16 protein-coding genes are annotated in these 14572 nt (G+C 49.7%); 15 read left to right on the forward strand and 1 reads right to left on the reverse strand.

Going from position 1 to position 14572, the window contains the following annotated elements:
- Positions 1 to 30 precede the first annotated feature (30 nt).
- From araG to PCO85_10960, 15 genes are all read left to right on the forward strand, one after another.
- The gene (gene araG, locus PCO85_10890; protein ID WJV55845.1) at positions 31 to 1554 is read left to right on the forward strand and encodes an L-arabinose ABC transporter ATP-binding protein AraG; all 1524 of its coding nucleotides are present in this window, start codon (positions 31 to 33) and stop codon (positions 1552 to 1554) included.
- A gap of 18 nt (positions 1555 to 1572) precedes the next feature.
- On the forward strand, positions 1573 to 2562 hold the full coding sequence (gene araH, locus PCO85_10895) for an L-arabinose ABC transporter permease AraH (protein ID WJV55846.1): 990 nt from the start codon (positions 1573 to 1575) through the stop codon (positions 2560 to 2562).
- Between the two features lie 99 nt (positions 2563 to 2661).
- On the forward strand, positions 2662 to 3603 hold the full coding sequence (gene araC, locus PCO85_10900; protein WJV55847.1) for an arabinose operon transcriptional regulator AraC: 942 nt from the start codon (positions 2662 to 2664) through the stop codon (positions 3601 to 3603).
- A 279-nt stretch (positions 3604 to 3882) separates the two neighbouring features.
- The gene (locus tag PCO85_10905) at positions 3883 to 4932 is read left to right on the forward strand and encodes an oxidoreductase (GenBank protein WJV55848.1); all 1050 of its coding nucleotides are present in this window, start codon (positions 3883 to 3885) and stop codon (positions 4930 to 4932) included.
- Positions 4933 to 5025: 93 nt separating this feature from the next.
- Entirely contained in the window at positions 5026 to 6024 is a 999-nt protein-coding gene (locus PCO85_10910) for a bile acid:sodium symporter family protein (GenBank protein ID WJV55849.1), read from the forward strand.
- Between the two features lie 301 nt (positions 6025 to 6325).
- On the forward strand, positions 6326 to 7756 hold the full coding sequence (gene atpD, locus PCO85_10915; GenBank protein ID WJV55850.1) for a F0F1 ATP synthase subunit beta: 1431 nt from the start codon (positions 6326 to 6328) through the stop codon (positions 7754 to 7756).
- Entirely contained in the window at positions 7731 to 8135 is a 405-nt protein-coding gene (locus PCO85_10920; protein ID WJV55851.1) for a F0F1 ATP synthase subunit epsilon, read from the forward strand. Before atpD ends, PCO85_10920 begins: the two co-directional genes overlap by 26 nt.
- Positions 8128 to 8463 carry an AtpZ/AtpI family protein gene (locus tag PCO85_10925; protein WJV55852.1) on the forward strand — a complete coding sequence of 112 codons (336 nt, stop codon included), beginning with the start codon at positions 8128 to 8130 and terminating at the stop codon, positions 8461 to 8463. The genes PCO85_10920 and PCO85_10925 overlap by 8 nt, the downstream gene beginning before the upstream one ends.
- Complete coding sequence (locus PCO85_10930; protein WJV55853.1) at positions 8456 to 8752, forward strand: ATP synthase subunit I; 297 nt, start codon at positions 8456 to 8458, stop codon at positions 8750 to 8752. The genes PCO85_10925 and PCO85_10930 overlap by 8 nt, the downstream gene beginning before the upstream one ends.
- Positions 8742 to 9443 (forward strand): F0F1 ATP synthase subunit A, encoded by a 702-nt coding sequence (locus tag PCO85_10935; GenBank protein WJV55854.1) that lies wholly within the window; start codon positions 8742 to 8744, stop codon positions 9441 to 9443. Before PCO85_10930 ends, PCO85_10935 begins: the two co-directional genes overlap by 11 nt.
- A gap of 18 nt (positions 9444 to 9461) precedes the next feature.
- Positions 9462 to 9743, forward strand: coding sequence for a F0F1 ATP synthase subunit C (locus PCO85_10940; protein WJV55855.1), 282 nt, complete (start codon positions 9462 to 9464; stop codon positions 9741 to 9743).
- A gap of 3 nt (positions 9744 to 9746) precedes the next feature.
- Positions 9747 to 10550, forward strand: coding sequence for a hypothetical protein (locus tag PCO85_10945; protein WJV55856.1), 804 nt, complete (start codon positions 9747 to 9749; stop codon positions 10548 to 10550).
- Entirely contained in the window at positions 10540 to 12087 is a 1548-nt protein-coding gene (locus tag PCO85_10950; protein ID WJV55857.1) for an alternate F1F0 ATPase, F1 subunit alpha, read from the forward strand. The genes PCO85_10945 and PCO85_10950 overlap by 11 nt, the downstream gene beginning before the upstream one ends.
- Positions 12084 to 12962 (forward strand): F0F1 ATP synthase subunit gamma, encoded by an 879-nt coding sequence (locus PCO85_10955; protein WJV55858.1) that lies wholly within the window; start codon positions 12084 to 12086, stop codon positions 12960 to 12962. Before PCO85_10950 ends, PCO85_10955 begins: the two co-directional genes overlap by 4 nt.
- A gap of 30 nt (positions 12963 to 12992) precedes the next feature.
- Entirely contained in the window at positions 12993 to 13451 is a 459-nt protein-coding gene (locus PCO85_10960) for an SgcJ/EcaC family oxidoreductase (GenBank protein WJV55859.1), read from the forward strand.
- 79 nt (positions 13452 to 13530) lie between these two features.
- On the opposite strand, the gene add is transcribed toward PCO85_10960, so the two are convergent.
- Positions 13531 to 14544, reverse strand: coding sequence for an adenosine deaminase (add, locus tag PCO85_10965; GenBank protein WJV55860.1), 1014 nt, complete (start codon positions 14542 to 14544; stop codon positions 13531 to 13533).
- Between the last annotated feature and the right edge of the window lie 28 nt (positions 14545 to 14572).

Consider the following 14572-nt stretch of genomic DNA (forward strand, 5'->3'; position numbering starts at 1 on the left):
ATCACAGGCGTTAACCATGAGGAAGCCGAAATGACAGCACAGTCACCCTATTTATCGTTTCACGGGATTAGTAAAAACTTTCCCGGTGTTAAGGCGCTGGACGATATCAGTTTTTCCTGCCATGCAGGACAAATCCATGCGTTGATGGGTGAAAACGGCGCCGGAAAGTCAACGCTGTTGAAAATTCTGAGCGGTAACTATACCCCATCACAGGGAGAAGTTCGTATTAAGGGCGAGCCTGTCCATTTTAATAACACCATGGAGGCGCTAAACGCCGGTGTGGCGATTATTTATCAGGAATTGCATCTGATACCGGAGATGACAGTCGCAGAAAATATTTATCTGGGGCAATTACCTCATAAAGGCGGGATGGTGAATAAATCCCTTCTGCGTTATGAAGCCGGGTTGCAACTGCAACATCTGGGGTTGGACATTGATCCTGATACCCCGCTGAAATATCTCTCCATCGGCCAATGGCAGATGGTGGAAATCGCCAAAGCGTTGGCCAGAAACGCCAAAATCATTGCCTTTGACGAACCGACCAGTTCGTTATCTGCCCGCGAAATTGAACAATTATTCCGGGTGATCCGTGAGTTGCGTAGTGAGGGCCGGGTCATCTTGTATGTTTCACATCGTATGGAAGAGATCTTTACGCTCAGCGATGCCATTACCGTATTCAAGGATGGCCGTTATGTGAAAACGTTCGAGGATACACGACAGGCCAGTCATGAGTCGCTGGTTAAAGCCATGGTGGGCCGTAATCTTGGTGATATCTATGGATATGAAGCTCGTGCACATGGTGAAGAACGTCTGACCCTGCATGAGGTAAAAGCCGAAGGCGTGAAATCTCCCATATCGTTCAGTGTACGCAGTGGCGAAATTGTCGGATTGTTCGGACTGGTTGGTGCGGGCCGCAGTGAATTAATGAAAGGACTGTTTGGCGCCACGAAGATTACCGGGGGAGAAGTGTTGCTGGATGGGCAACCGGTCCGAATTACCTCGCCGATTGATGCAATTACCCAGGGGCTGATGCTTTGCCCGGAAGATCGTAAGGCAGACGGTATCATCCCGGTACATTCGGTGCGCGATAACATCAATATCAGTGCGCGCCGTAAAAGCGTGAAGAGTGGTTTTCTTATTAATAATCGCTGGGAAGCCGAAAATGCAGATCAGCAAATCAAAGCGCTGAATATTAAAACACCTTCACCAGAACAGTTGATCATGAATCTTTCCGGCGGTAACCAGCAAAAGGCTATTTTGGGCCGCTGGCTGTCGGAAGAGATGCGCGTCATCATGCTTGATGAACCGACCCGCGGTATCGATGTGGGAGCGAAGCATGAAATTTATCACGTCATTTATACGCTGGCCAAGCAAGGGATCGCGGTCCTGTTTGCTTCCAGTGACTTACCTGAAGTGCTTGGATTAGCGGATCGCATTGTTGTGATGCGTGAAGGTACCGTTTCCGGTGAACTCCTGCACGATGAGGCCAGCGAACAGAAAGCATTGAGTCTGGCGATGTTACAAACCCCTGCTATTGATTCTGCGGTTGCTTAACCGCAAAGGAGCATAATAATGTCAACGGTTACGTCTACCACACCTGAGAAGAACATCAAAAGTGGCATCGGGATATCCCGTATCTGGGATAATTACGGCATGCTGGTGGTTTTTGCAGTGTTATTTATTGCATGTGTTGTGTTTGTTCCCAATTTTGGGTCGTTTATTAACATGAAAGGGCTGGGGCTGGCGGTTTCCATGTCTGGCATGGTAGCGTGCGGTATGCTGTTTTGCCTGGCTTCCGGTGATTTTGACCTGTCGGTTGCTTCGATAATTGCTTGCGCTGGGGTAACCACTGCCGTGGTAATTAACTTCAGTGGCAGTTTATTGGTGGGTATTGCGGCGGGTTTGTTACTGGGGGTGGCATTTGGTCTGCTGAACGGTTTTGTTATCGCCCGACTGAAAATTAATGCACTGATCACTACTCTGGCGACGATGCAGATCGTGCGTGGTCTTGCATACATTATTTCTGATGGTAAAGCGGTTGGGATTGAAGACGAACGTTTCTTCGCGCTTGGTTATGCCAACTGGTTAGGGCTGCCAGCGCCTATTTGGATTACTATCGGCTGTATGATCATATTTGGATTGCTGCTTAATAAAACCACATTTGGTCGTAATACATTGGCCATTGGCGGTAATGAAGAAGCGTCACGTCTGGCCGGTGTCCCCGTCGTGCGTACCAAAATCATTATTTTTGGGTTGTCAGGACTGGTTTCTGCGGCGGCTGGCATCATTCTGGCATCTCGTATGACCAGTGGTCAGCCAATGACTTCCATCGGTTATGAGCTGATTGTTATTTCCGCTTGTGTATTGGGTGGGGTGTCATTAAAAGGGGGGATTGGCAAGATTTCCTATGTGGTCGCCGGGGTCCTGATTCTGGGAACAGTAGAAAATGCCATGAACCTGTTGAACATTTCGCCGTTTTCTCAGTATGTGGTACGTGGTTTGATTCTGTTGGCGGCGGTAATCTTTGACCGTTACAAACAACTCTCGAAGAAGACAGTATAGTTATTGGCAGAAGGATGCTTAACAACATAGACGCCGATAGCACCTTGAGCGCTATCGGCGTGATCAGTACACTCTTACCCGGTATGATCGGGAGGCTTAATGTATCACCGCTTGGCGCATGAATCTCAGTCCAATCCGTTGCTACCCGGCTACTCGTTTAACGCGTATCTGGTGGCAGGGTTAACACCGATATTGGCAGGTGGGCCGTTGGATTTTTTTATCGATCGTCCAGACGGCATGAAAGGATACATCATTAACCTGACCATTAAAGGACAGGGAAAAGTGCTGGATGGCGATAATACGTTCTATTGCAATTCTGGCGACCTGCTCTTGTTCCCACCCAAATCGCGTCATTATTATGGACGCTCACCTGATAATGACTGCTGGTATCATCGTTGGGTTTATTTTCGTCCCCGGGCTTACTGGACGGATTGGCTGGAATGGCACAGCAAGAGTTGCGATGTTGGACGATTGAGCCTGCCGGCGCACCTGTTAAAAGAGTTTGACCAGCTATTTGCCAGTATTGAGCAAACCCATCAGTCTGGACGTCGTTTTTCGGAAGAACTGGCGATGAATCTGCTCGAGCGGTTATTGCTACGTGCGATGGAGGAAGACCCGCTCAGTCCGCAAAGAATCATGGATCCTCGAGTGATCGAAGCTTGTCAGTTTATTACCAGTAATCTGTCGGATGAATTGAGAATTGATGAAGTTGCCCGGCATGTTTGTCTATCGCCGTCACGGTTGGCGCATTTGTTCCGCGAACAGGTGGGAATCAATATATTGCGTTGGCGTGAAGATCAGCGAGTCATCCGTGCCAAGCTTCTGTTGCAGACGACGCAGGAGTCCATTGCCAACATCGGTCGGGTGGTGGGGTATGACGATCAGCTCTATTTTTCCCGTGTTTTCCGTAAACGTGTGGGTGTCAGCCCCAGTGATTTTCGCCGCCGCAACAGTGAAATTAATCATCTGTCAGAGAAAATCACCGTCGCCGCTAACTGGGAAGTGGAGGAGAGTAAAGGGGTACGGGTGGTAACAACATGATAGCGCTATCTAATAAATAAATTTTTATAGAAACATAAGTATTCCCATCGATATCAAAATGTGGAAATCCACAATCGAATAAGTCCTGATGTTTTTGCCGACGTGATTTGATCCGCCTGGAGCAGATTTGAATGTTGCTTACAGTGAATTCCAAAAAACATGCCTTAGCCGGGGAGTAACGCCAATACCTGCAACTTGAAAGATGACAGGTATATACTGAGTTTTCATGACCGTAAATAAGAACCTGTCGGGCAGGTTCTCAGGCTAAGGGGAATTTTTATGGCTGATACTATTCGTGTGGGGTTACTGGGCTATGGTTATGCGAGTAAAACGTTTCATGCGCCGTTAATTGCCGCAACACCCGGCATGGAACTGGCGGCGATTTCCAGCAGTGATGCCAGCAAAGTCCATACTGATTGGCCAGCGATGCGGGTTGTACCTGATCCGCAAATACTGCTCAACGATCCTGGCATTGATTTAATCGTCATTCCAACCCCTAACGATACGCACTTTCCATTGGCCAAGCAGGCACTGGAAGCGGGTAAACATGTCGTGGTAGACAAACCCTTTACTGTGACGTTGTCACAAGCCTATGAACTGAATCTGTTGGCAGAACATGTCGGCAAGTTACTCTCGGTGTTTCATAATCGCCGCTGGGACAGCGATTTTTTGACGCTGAAGAGTTTGCTGCACACCCGAATTCTGGGGGATGTCATCTACATGGAATCCCATTTTGACCGCTATCGCCCGGAAATACGGCAACGCTGGCGTGAAGATGGTAGTGAGGGCAGCGGCATCTGGTACGATTTAGGTCCTCATGTGTTGGATCAGGCACTGCAACTGTTTGGTATGCCGGTAGCGATTCAGGCGGATATGGCCCAGTTACGTCCAGGTGGTAAGTCCATCGACTATTTTCATGCCACGCTGATTTATCCGCAACGTCGTGTCGTATTGCATGCCAGTATGCTGGCGGCGGCAGAATCGGCTCGTTACATCATTCATGGTTCCCACGGTAGTTATGTGAAGTACGGGCTGGATCCGCAGGAAGCCCGTCTGAAAGCGGGTGAGCGCCCAGAGGCACACGCAGATTGGGGGCAGGACAAACGCGATGGCGTGCTAACGTTATACCGTGATGGTGCTGTTACTGAACAGAATGTACCTACCATACCGGGTAACTATCCAGCTTATTATGCAGCGGTGAGCGATGCGCTACTTGGAAAAGGGGAAAATCCGGTACCAATATATCAAGCTATCAAAGTGATGGAGTTAATTGAGCTGGGATTGATTTCCTATGAACAGAAAAAAACGGTTACGCTTAAAAATAGCTAGCGATTCTGCTTTTTATTGTCGATATTAACGTTTTGTTTAGGCAGATGATCCTAGGGTTGTCTGTCTTTTTATCGCATAGGATATAAGCTGGCTATGGCATGGTTACAACGCTTGAGAATTGATAAGTTTTTACTGGTTTTAATTCTGGTGGTGGTTACTGCATCATTTTTCCCTTGTGAAGGGATTGCGAAGGTGTTTTTCGAGCGACTGACTACGGCGGCCATTGCATTACTGTTTTTTATGCATGGCGCCAAACTGTCTCGCGAGGCAATTACTTCAGGCCTTGGCCACTGGCGTTTGCATCTGGTCGTCTTCAGTAGCACGTTTATTCTTTTCCCATTGTTGGGCATCGGTATGTCTTTTTTGGTTCCTGGCGTACTGACACCAACACTGTATCTTGGCTTCCTCTATTTATGCGCCTTGCCTGCAACGGTGCAATCCGCCATCGCGTATACCTCAATGGCCAGAGGTAATATCGCCGCCGCGGTTTGCAGTGCGTCAGCTTCCAGCATCCTGGGCGTGTTTTTGTCGCCGGTTCTGGTGGGATTACTGATGCACTCTCAGGGCGGGAAAACCGATACGCTGCATGCGATTGGCTCGATCATCATGCAGTTGATGGTGCCTTTCGTGGTGGGGCATTTATCCCGTCCGCTGATTGCCCATTGGGTGGAGCGCCACCGGAAATGGATAAATATTACTGACCGGTCATCTATATTGCTGGTGGTTTATGTCGCATTCAGTGAAGCGGTCGTGCAAGGCATCTGGAAGCAGATTGATGGCTGGGCTCTGTTATCTGTCGTCGTTTGCTCCATAGTGTTGTTATCGATTGTTCTGGTGATCAACACGGTGGTGGCCCGTAAAATGGGATTCAGCACGGCAGATGAAATCACAATTGTGTTCTGTGGCTCGAAAAAGAGCCTGGCCAATGGGATCCCAATGGCGAATGTTTTATTTCCTGCTGCTGCGGTTGGGGCAATGGTGTTGCCGTTGATGATATTTCATCAAATTCAACTAATGGTTTGTGCTGCATTGGCACAGCGCTATGCCAGGCGTGCTGAAAATGAAGATATTGCAGTGACCGATAAAGCTTGATTAATAAACGTTCTACCACGGAATGCTACCACTGGTATTCTCGACGCCGCGACAGTTGATTCCGTCTGCCTTTTTAGACAAAGCTATTTGTCGTGGTCATCGAGGTGGTTATCTACCCTCTACCTTTCTGATCGTCACTCCTGGCCTGGCATTAGGTTGCTGATGCCTGCCTGAAATAAGCTGAAGCATTCAGAGCGCGTTAATCATGATGTTTTTCCATCGATTAGCGCGCTCTGATTTCCCGTCATGTCACAAATCCCTCGATTCTGCACTAGACTAATACTGGGCCGAGGAGAAGTGTATGACAAGTATTGATAATTCATTAAATAAAGGCGTCATCGTTTCAATCCGTGGCAGTGTAGTCGATATTTTCTTTCAGTCCATACTACCGCCAATTCATTCTCTGTTGCATGCAGGGAAGGATGGCGAGATTTTTATTGAAATCCAGTCGCAACTTGATGCACAGCGTGTGCGAGGTATCGCTCTGACGCCAACGCAGGGACTGGCCCGCGGCATGGAAGTTGTGGATAGTGGAGGCCCTTTGTTGGCACCGGTTGGCAAGGGAATTTTATCGCGGATGTTCGATGTCTTTGGTAATGCTATCGACCAGCTTCCCACCCCGGCAGCCATTCAATGGCGCAGTGTGCATAACACGCCACCTTCACTGGAGCATCGTTCGACCCAATCGACGGTTTTTGAAACGGGTATCAAGGTTATTGATGTTCTGGTTCCACTGGAACGCGGTGGCAAGGCCGGTCTGTTCGGCGGCGCGGGTGTGGGTAAGACAGTGTTGTTGACGGAGATGATCCACAACATGGTGGGGCAGCATGAGGGCGTCAGCATCTTCTGTGGGATTGGTGAGCGTTGCCGTGAAGGGGAAGAGCTTTATCGAGATATGAAGGTCGCGGGTGTGCTTAACAATATGGTGATGGTTTTTGGCCAGATGAATGAGCCACCGGGTGCCCGTTTTCGGGTCGGCCATGCCGCGTTGACGATGGCTGAATATTTTCGTGACGATGAACATCGAGATGTTCTTTTGTTGGTCGATAACATCTTCCGGTTTATTCAGGCTGGCATGGAAGTGTCTGGACTGATGGGACAGATGCCATCTCGGCTCGGCTACCAGCCGACTATGGGTACCGAATTAGCTCAACTGGAAGAGCGTATTGCTAATACTGATACTGGTGCCATCACGTCTATTCAGGCGGTCTATGTCCCTGCGGATGATTTTACTGATCCGGCGGCGGTACATACCTTCTCGCATCTTTCAGCTTCTATTGTTCTGTCTCGAAAAATGTCCAGCGAGGGGCTATATCCAGCCATTGATCCTCTACAGTCAAACTCAAAAATGGCGACGCCGGGTAATATAGGTGAACGGCATTACGCGTTGGCGCAGGAGATCCGCCGGACGCTGGCACAATATGCCGACCTCAAGGACATCATCGCTATGCTCGGCCTGGAACAATTATCAACCGAAGACCGCCAGATAGTCGGGCGGGCGCGTCGACTGGAGCGTTTTCTCACTCAGCCGTTTTTTACCACTGAACAATTCTCTGGTCTGAAAGGTAGGCAGGTGAGTCTTGAGGATTCTCTGGACGGTTGTGAACGTATCCTGCGCGATGAGTTCAAGGATGTACCGGAAAGCGCCTTGTATATGATCGGAGCCATTGACGAAGCGATTATCAAGGAAACGGCGGAGGATAGACATGTCGATAACGAACATGCAGCTTAAGATTTTGCTGCCTTTTAAAGTATTCGCTGAGAAACATGATGTGTTGCGGATCGTCGCTGAATCACCTGGCGGATCCTTCGGTTTGCTGCCAAACCGACTCGACTGCGTCTCGTCGCTGGTGCCCGGCATCCTGGTTTATGAAACTGCGGACGAGGGCGAGGTCTGTCTTGCGGTTGACGAAGGCGTACTGGTTAAAACCGGTAAGGAAGTATTGGTTTCCGTGCGTAATGCCATCGGTGGCATGGCGCTGGAGGAGCTCCATGAGGCAATCGAACAGGAGTTTCTGAAGCTGAATGAACAGGAAAAAAATGTGCGTTCGGTACTAGCGAAACTCGAGAGCAGTTTTATTCGCCATTTTACTGTCTGGCATCATGAGTAATAAAAATGACAAGCCTTCCTCAGGCAAGAGTGATTTTAGCCAGCGGGTTGGCCTCAAAGCCGCACGCAAGCGTAACGCGCAGCGCCATGTGACGCGAACTGTCTGGACTGGGCTGGGCATGATGGGAATGATCGGTTGGTCTGTGGCGTTACCGACACTGCTTGGCGCGGCGCTGGGCCTATGGCTGGATGCCCGATATCCAGGTGGACGATCATGGACACTGGCACTGCTGGTTGCTGGTTTGATGGTGGGGTGCTTTAGCGCGTGGCGTTGGGTGGTCAAAGAAGGTCAGGAAATACGTAAACAGGAGTCTGACGACGATGATTGACTCAGGAGTTTTAGTGCCGTTGTTGGCGGGTGTTGTATTTGGTGTCGTATTTTTTGGTGGCCTGTGGTGGACGGTTCAGCGGGCGGTGTCGTCGCCGCGTGTGGCGCAGTGGTTTTTCGTCAGCCTGTTGGTACGTTTGATGATTGTGTTACCCGGCTTCTATTGGGTTTGCGGCAAAGACTGGCAGAACTGGCTAGCGGCCCTGCTCGGATTCAGCATGGCTCGATGGGTCATCTCACGGGTTACTCGCCCGAGTATCGTGATTAAGGAAAACAATCATGCATCTTAGTCCCGACAGCATTATTTTCTGGCAGTGGGGCTGGTTCAATATCAATGCCACCATTGTTTATACCTGGGTGCTGATGCTGGTGTTGACGCTGGGTTCCTATCTCGTTACGCGGCGTTTGTCGCACGGGCTCACGCGTAGTCGCTGGCAGAACTTGTTGGAGATTATCGTGACGGGTATTGTCACGCAGATTGGCGAGGTGGGCCTGACAAATCCACGCCGGTACCTGGCCTTTCTTGGCACCTTGTTTTTGTTCATCGGCTTGGCCAATCTATGCACCATTGTGCCTGGTTACGAGCCACCCACTGGTTCGTTATCTACTACGACGGCACTGGCTATCTGTGTTTTCATCGCCGTCCCTATGTTCGGTATCGCCAATTGTGGCCCAAGGGAATACCTGAACACCTATCTGAAGCCGACAGTCATCATGTTGCCTTTCAATATCATCAGCGAACTCTCACGTACTCTGGCTCTGGCCGCCCGACTCTTTGGCAATATGATGAGTGGCACGATGATCCTTGCCATCCTGCTGACCATTACCCCGTTTATTTTTCCGATCGTCATGAGTGCCCTGGGGCTGCTGACTGGCATGGTGCAGGCATACATTTTCAGTATCCTGGCGGCGGTTTACATCGCGGCAGCGACACGCGCTCGTACACCCAATCAAGAAGATGACTCTGAAGTAAAAACATAAACAACGAAAGGAATTACCATGGATAGCATGACAGTTATTGCGGTAGTCTCGATCATTACAGCCGGTTTAACCATCGCCATCGGCAGCATTGGCCCCGCGCTAGGTGAAGGTCGGGCTGTCGCCATAGCACTCAGTTCTTTGGCACAACAACCCGATGCATCGGCAACCATTACACGTACTCTATTCGTCGGGCTTGCGATGATCGAGTCGGTAGCCATCTACTGTTTTGTGGTGTCGATGATTCTGCTCTTCGCCAATCCATTCTGGAACTATGCCATCACTCAGATAACCGGAAAGTAGACCATGCTTATCGACTGGTTCACCGTTGGCGCGCAGGTTCTCAATTTTCTGATTCTGGTCTGGTTGCTGAAGCATTTTCTCTATCTTCCCATACTTAATGCCATCGATGCACGAGAGCAACGGATAGAAAGAGAACTGGCCGATGCTGATGCCAGGAAAGCGGAAGCGGAGCAGGCCCGCGACGAGTTTCAACATAAGAATACGGCCTTTGATAAAGAGAGATCCGTATTACTGAGTCAGGCAAAGAAGACGGCGAATGATGAACGCCAGCGCCTGCTTGATGCTGCCCGTGAGGAGGCGATAGCCCTGAGTGTTAAGTGTCAGGAGCGTTTGCAAAGTGAAGCGCAGGAATTACAGCAGGAGATCAGCCGCCGCACGCGACAACAGATATTTTCTATTGCTCGCAAAACATTGGTTGATCTGGCTGATGTGACGCTGGAAACACGGATGGTTTTGGTTTTTGTGGCTCGGTTGCAAAACTTGAGCACGGATGAAAAGCAAAAGCTGATAGATGCTTTGCCCGTAGCGGCCCAGCCGATTGTTGTGCGCACGGTTTTTGAGCTGCCAGCCACAGACCGGACGACTATCGAAACTCAAGTCAAAGAACTGTTTGGCGCTAAAACGACGTTATGTTTTGAAACGGCCCCAGAAATGGTCAGCGGTATTGAGTTGAGCGCCAATGGGCGAAAGGTGGCATGGAGTATTGCCGAATACCTGGCCGAGATGGAAAACGGTGTTGTTGAACTACTCAACGTGAAGACGGCTCAGAATGCCATTCAGGAAGAGGGTGCTGTCAATGAGCGCTAAGCCACTAAGGGATATCCTGGATCAGACATTCTCCAGTATAGACACGGCGTGTGAAGCGTTTGCTCCACAGCTGAAACCCCATGAATTTGGGCGAATTTCTAGCATTGCGGCCGGTATTGCCAAGGTATCCGGCCTGCCAGGTGTGGGTTTTGAGGAAGTTCTTAATTTTCCTGGTGGTATTGAGGGTATTGCCTTCAATGTCGACGAAGACGAAATTGGCGTTGTCCTGCTTGGCAATTACTGGTTATTGCAGGCCGGCGATCTCGTCGAACGTGGCGGTCATGTGGTTGATGTTCCTGTCGGTGAGCGGTTGCTTGGTCGGGTCATTGATCCAACGGGAAGACCGCTCGATGGGTTAGAGCCGCTGTTGGGCGGTGCTCGCTTGCCGGTTGAACGACCGGCGACGCCGATCATGGATCGAGCCCCGGTAACTGTACCGTTGCAGACGGGTATCAAGGTTATCGATGCGCTGATCCCGGTTGGTCGTGGTCAACGTGAGCTGATCCTCGGAGATCGGCAGACCGGCAAGACAGCCATTGCGCTTGATAGCATCCTTAATCAACATGATAAGAACGTCCTCTGTGTTTACTGTGCCATCGGTCAGCGTGCTTCCGGCGTGTCAAAAGTCATCGCTACGCTACGTGAAAAGGGCGCATTGGCCTATACCGTCGTGGTGGTCACGGAAGGCAATGACCCACCGGGGTTAGCCTATATCGCGCCCTATGCGGCGACCAGCATAGCTGAATACTTCATGGATAAGGGGCGGGATGTGCTGGTGGTTTATGATGACTTGACTCACCATGCTCGCGCTTATCGTGAACTATCCTTGTTACTACGTCGACCACCAGGTCGTGAAGCCTTTCCCGGCGACATTTTTTATATTCACTCGCGGTTGCTGGAGCGTGCTACCCATTTGAGTCCAGATTTAGGGGGAGGGTCGCTGACTGCCTTGCCGATCATTGAAACAGAGGCTCAGGATATATCGGCTTACATTCCGACCAATCTGATCTCAATTACTGATGGGCAAATTTACTTGTCACCCGTACTTTTCGAACTCGGTGTGTTGCCGGCGGTTGATGTTGGTAAATCAGTATCACGTGTCGGTGGTAAGGCGCAACGCGTTGCTTATCGGATGGTCGCGGGTGATTTGAAATTGTCTTATGCCCAGTTCGAGGAACTTGAAAGTTTTTCCCGTTTTGGTGCCCGCCTTGATGAATCAACTCGCCGACAGCTAGAGCATGGGTTGCGTATACGAGCCTGTCTTAAGCAGCAGGAATTGTCGCCATTGCCGGTACCCGTACAAATTACTGTTTTATTGGCATTGACTGCCGGGTTGTTTGACCGGGTGCCGCTAGCTAGAATGGTTGACGCCGAGCTGGCCGTTTATGCCGCAGCTGCCGATATGTCGGACGAATTAGCGGCACAATTAGAGACGGCCGATACACTGAGTGAGACGGACAAGGCATTGATAACGCAACTTGCGGAGCAGGCGCTGAGCGCCTTCTTGCCAGAACTGGCTATCAAGGGGGGATCTTGAGTAATACCACCGTCAGCCTGCATCACAAGATTGGTACTGCAACTGATCTTGAATCTGTGGTACGCACAATGAAAGCCATGGCGGCGTCGAGTATCAGCCAGTATGAGAATGCCGTACGCTCGTTGGATGACTATAATCGAACAATACAACTCGGCCTTCTTGCTTGTTGTCAGCAGCAGCATCCTGCTGTTACCGGTCAGTTAAAACGCGAAAGTGAAGGTGCCATCGGCGCGGTGATTTTCGGTTCAGATCAGGGGCTGGTTGGTCAGTTCAATGATCTTCTTGTTGCGTTTGCTACCGAGACGCTGGGGAAATTGCCTGGACGGAAAATAGTCTGGGCCGTTGGGGAACGAATCAAGGCTCGTCTGACCAACAGCGAGATCAGCGTTGGAGCCAACTTTCAGTTACCTAATTCGATCGGTGCGATCACCTCACTGGTCGGACATATTTTGCTTGAAATGGAAAGTTGGCGAACACGGGGAGAAATTGGCCCTGTTTACCTGTTTCACAATCGCTCTATTTCAGGGGCTATCAGTGAACCGATATGTCAGCGTTTATTGCCACTGGATGACGAATGGTACCGTGAGATGGCCAGTCGACATTGGCCCTCCAACAACCTGCCAGAGGTGATGCCGGATATTGCACGGACCATGTTTGCATTCGTGCGAGAGTATTTTTTTGTTTCTTTATTCCGTGCGTGTGCCGAATCACTGGCCAGTGAAAATATCTGTCGTTTGACTGCAATGCAACGTGCAGAAAAAAATATTAGTGAGATTTTAGAAACGCTGAGCAGTGATTTTTACCGATTGCGTCAGAGTGCTATCGACGAAGAGTTGTTCGATGTTGTTTCTGGTTTTGGGGCTTATGACCGGTGATCTATTCACCTGAAAATAATGGGGGGGACTATGTTCAAGAATACATTTTTGGTATTGGCAATATCAGGTGTTATCGCTGGCTCATCTGCTTATGCCGCTGAGTCTGTACAATGTGTGCAAACTGATCAGAACACCATTGCCGGATTATTCGATCGCTGGAATCAGTCTTTAAAAACGGGTAATGCAAAAAAGGTCAATGCCAATTATGCCGCTGATGCGGTTCTGTTACCGACGCTGTCATCTAGAGCACGGAAGAATTCAGCGGAACGAATTGATTATTTTGAACACTTCTTACATGACAAGCCGGTAGGGCATATTGACAGCCGAACGATCAGAGTAGGGTGTAATGAGGCACTGGATACGGGGAACTATACCTTCACGTTTGGTGATAAATCACAGGCTAAGGCGCGTTACACTTTCACTTATGGTTGGAATGGTAAGGAATGGCTGATCACCAGCCACCATTCATCTCTTGTTCCGAAAGATTGATGCTTTATCACATTGACATTTGATTCGAAATAAAAAGGCAGGTAACTGACGTCCCTGCCTTTTTTATACTCAATATGGTTTATGCCTGCCGCTGCTGAACCCGATGACGGATCTGCAGTTTTTCCTGATCGGTAATAAACGCCACGTTGAGACCATTTTCTTGCGCCTGGCGGATATCTTCTGGTGAAAGGCCTGCCAGTGGTGCCGCAATCTGGTATTCATGGGCAATATCAATCCCCTGAACTGCGGGGTCATCGGTATTGATGGTAGCCGGGATGCCGTGATGCAGAAAATGCGCCAGTGGATGTTCTGCCAACGAGTTCACGGTACTGGTTTGCAGGTTTGATGTCAGACAGGATTCAATGCCTATCTGATATTCAGCCATATACTTCATCAGTGAGGTATCAATGATAGCCGCCACGCCATGACCAATACGTTCCGCGCCCAACTGATTAATCGCTTGCCAGATGCTCTCTGGGCCAGCGGCTTCACCAGCATGTACCGTGATATGCCAACCGGCATCTCGCGCCTGATTAAAATGGGGGGTGAACAACTCGCCAGGGAAACCCAGTTCATCACCCGCCAGATCGAGGGCAATAATATGGTCCTTATGTGCTAACAGGGCACTCAGCTCTTGTTGACAGGCCTGAGTACCAAAAGTGCGGCTCATGATGCCAATTAAACGGATCATGATGTCATGATTATTATCGCGGCAGCCGGCAGCGATGCCATCAATGATCGCTTCAACTACACCTTCAATTGGTAATTGGTGGTTCATCGCCATGTAATATGGGGAAAAGCGTAATTCGGCGTAATCCAGACCGGCGCGTAACGCATCTTCAACGTTCTCGTAAGCGACTCGTCGGCAGGCATCCAACGAACCCAGCACGGATACGCCACAGTCCAGCTTTTGCAGAAAACTCAGTAAATTGGGTTCAGTGTCAGTAACCTGAACATGTGGGAGCAGTGATTCCAGGGTATTTCCCGGCAAGTCAATATTGAATTGCCGTCCCAGTTCAAGAATAGTTTGTGGGCGGATGTTGCCATCAAGATGGCGGTGGATATCCGTCAAAGGGATATGCGGATCAATCATTTTTTACTCTTGTTATCAATAAAATCAA

The sequence above is a fragment of the Prodigiosinella aquatilis genome (genome assembly GCA_030388725.1).
Taxonomy (GTDB): Bacteria; Pseudomonadota; Gammaproteobacteria; order Enterobacterales; family Enterobacteriaceae; genus Prodigiosinella; species Prodigiosinella aquatilis.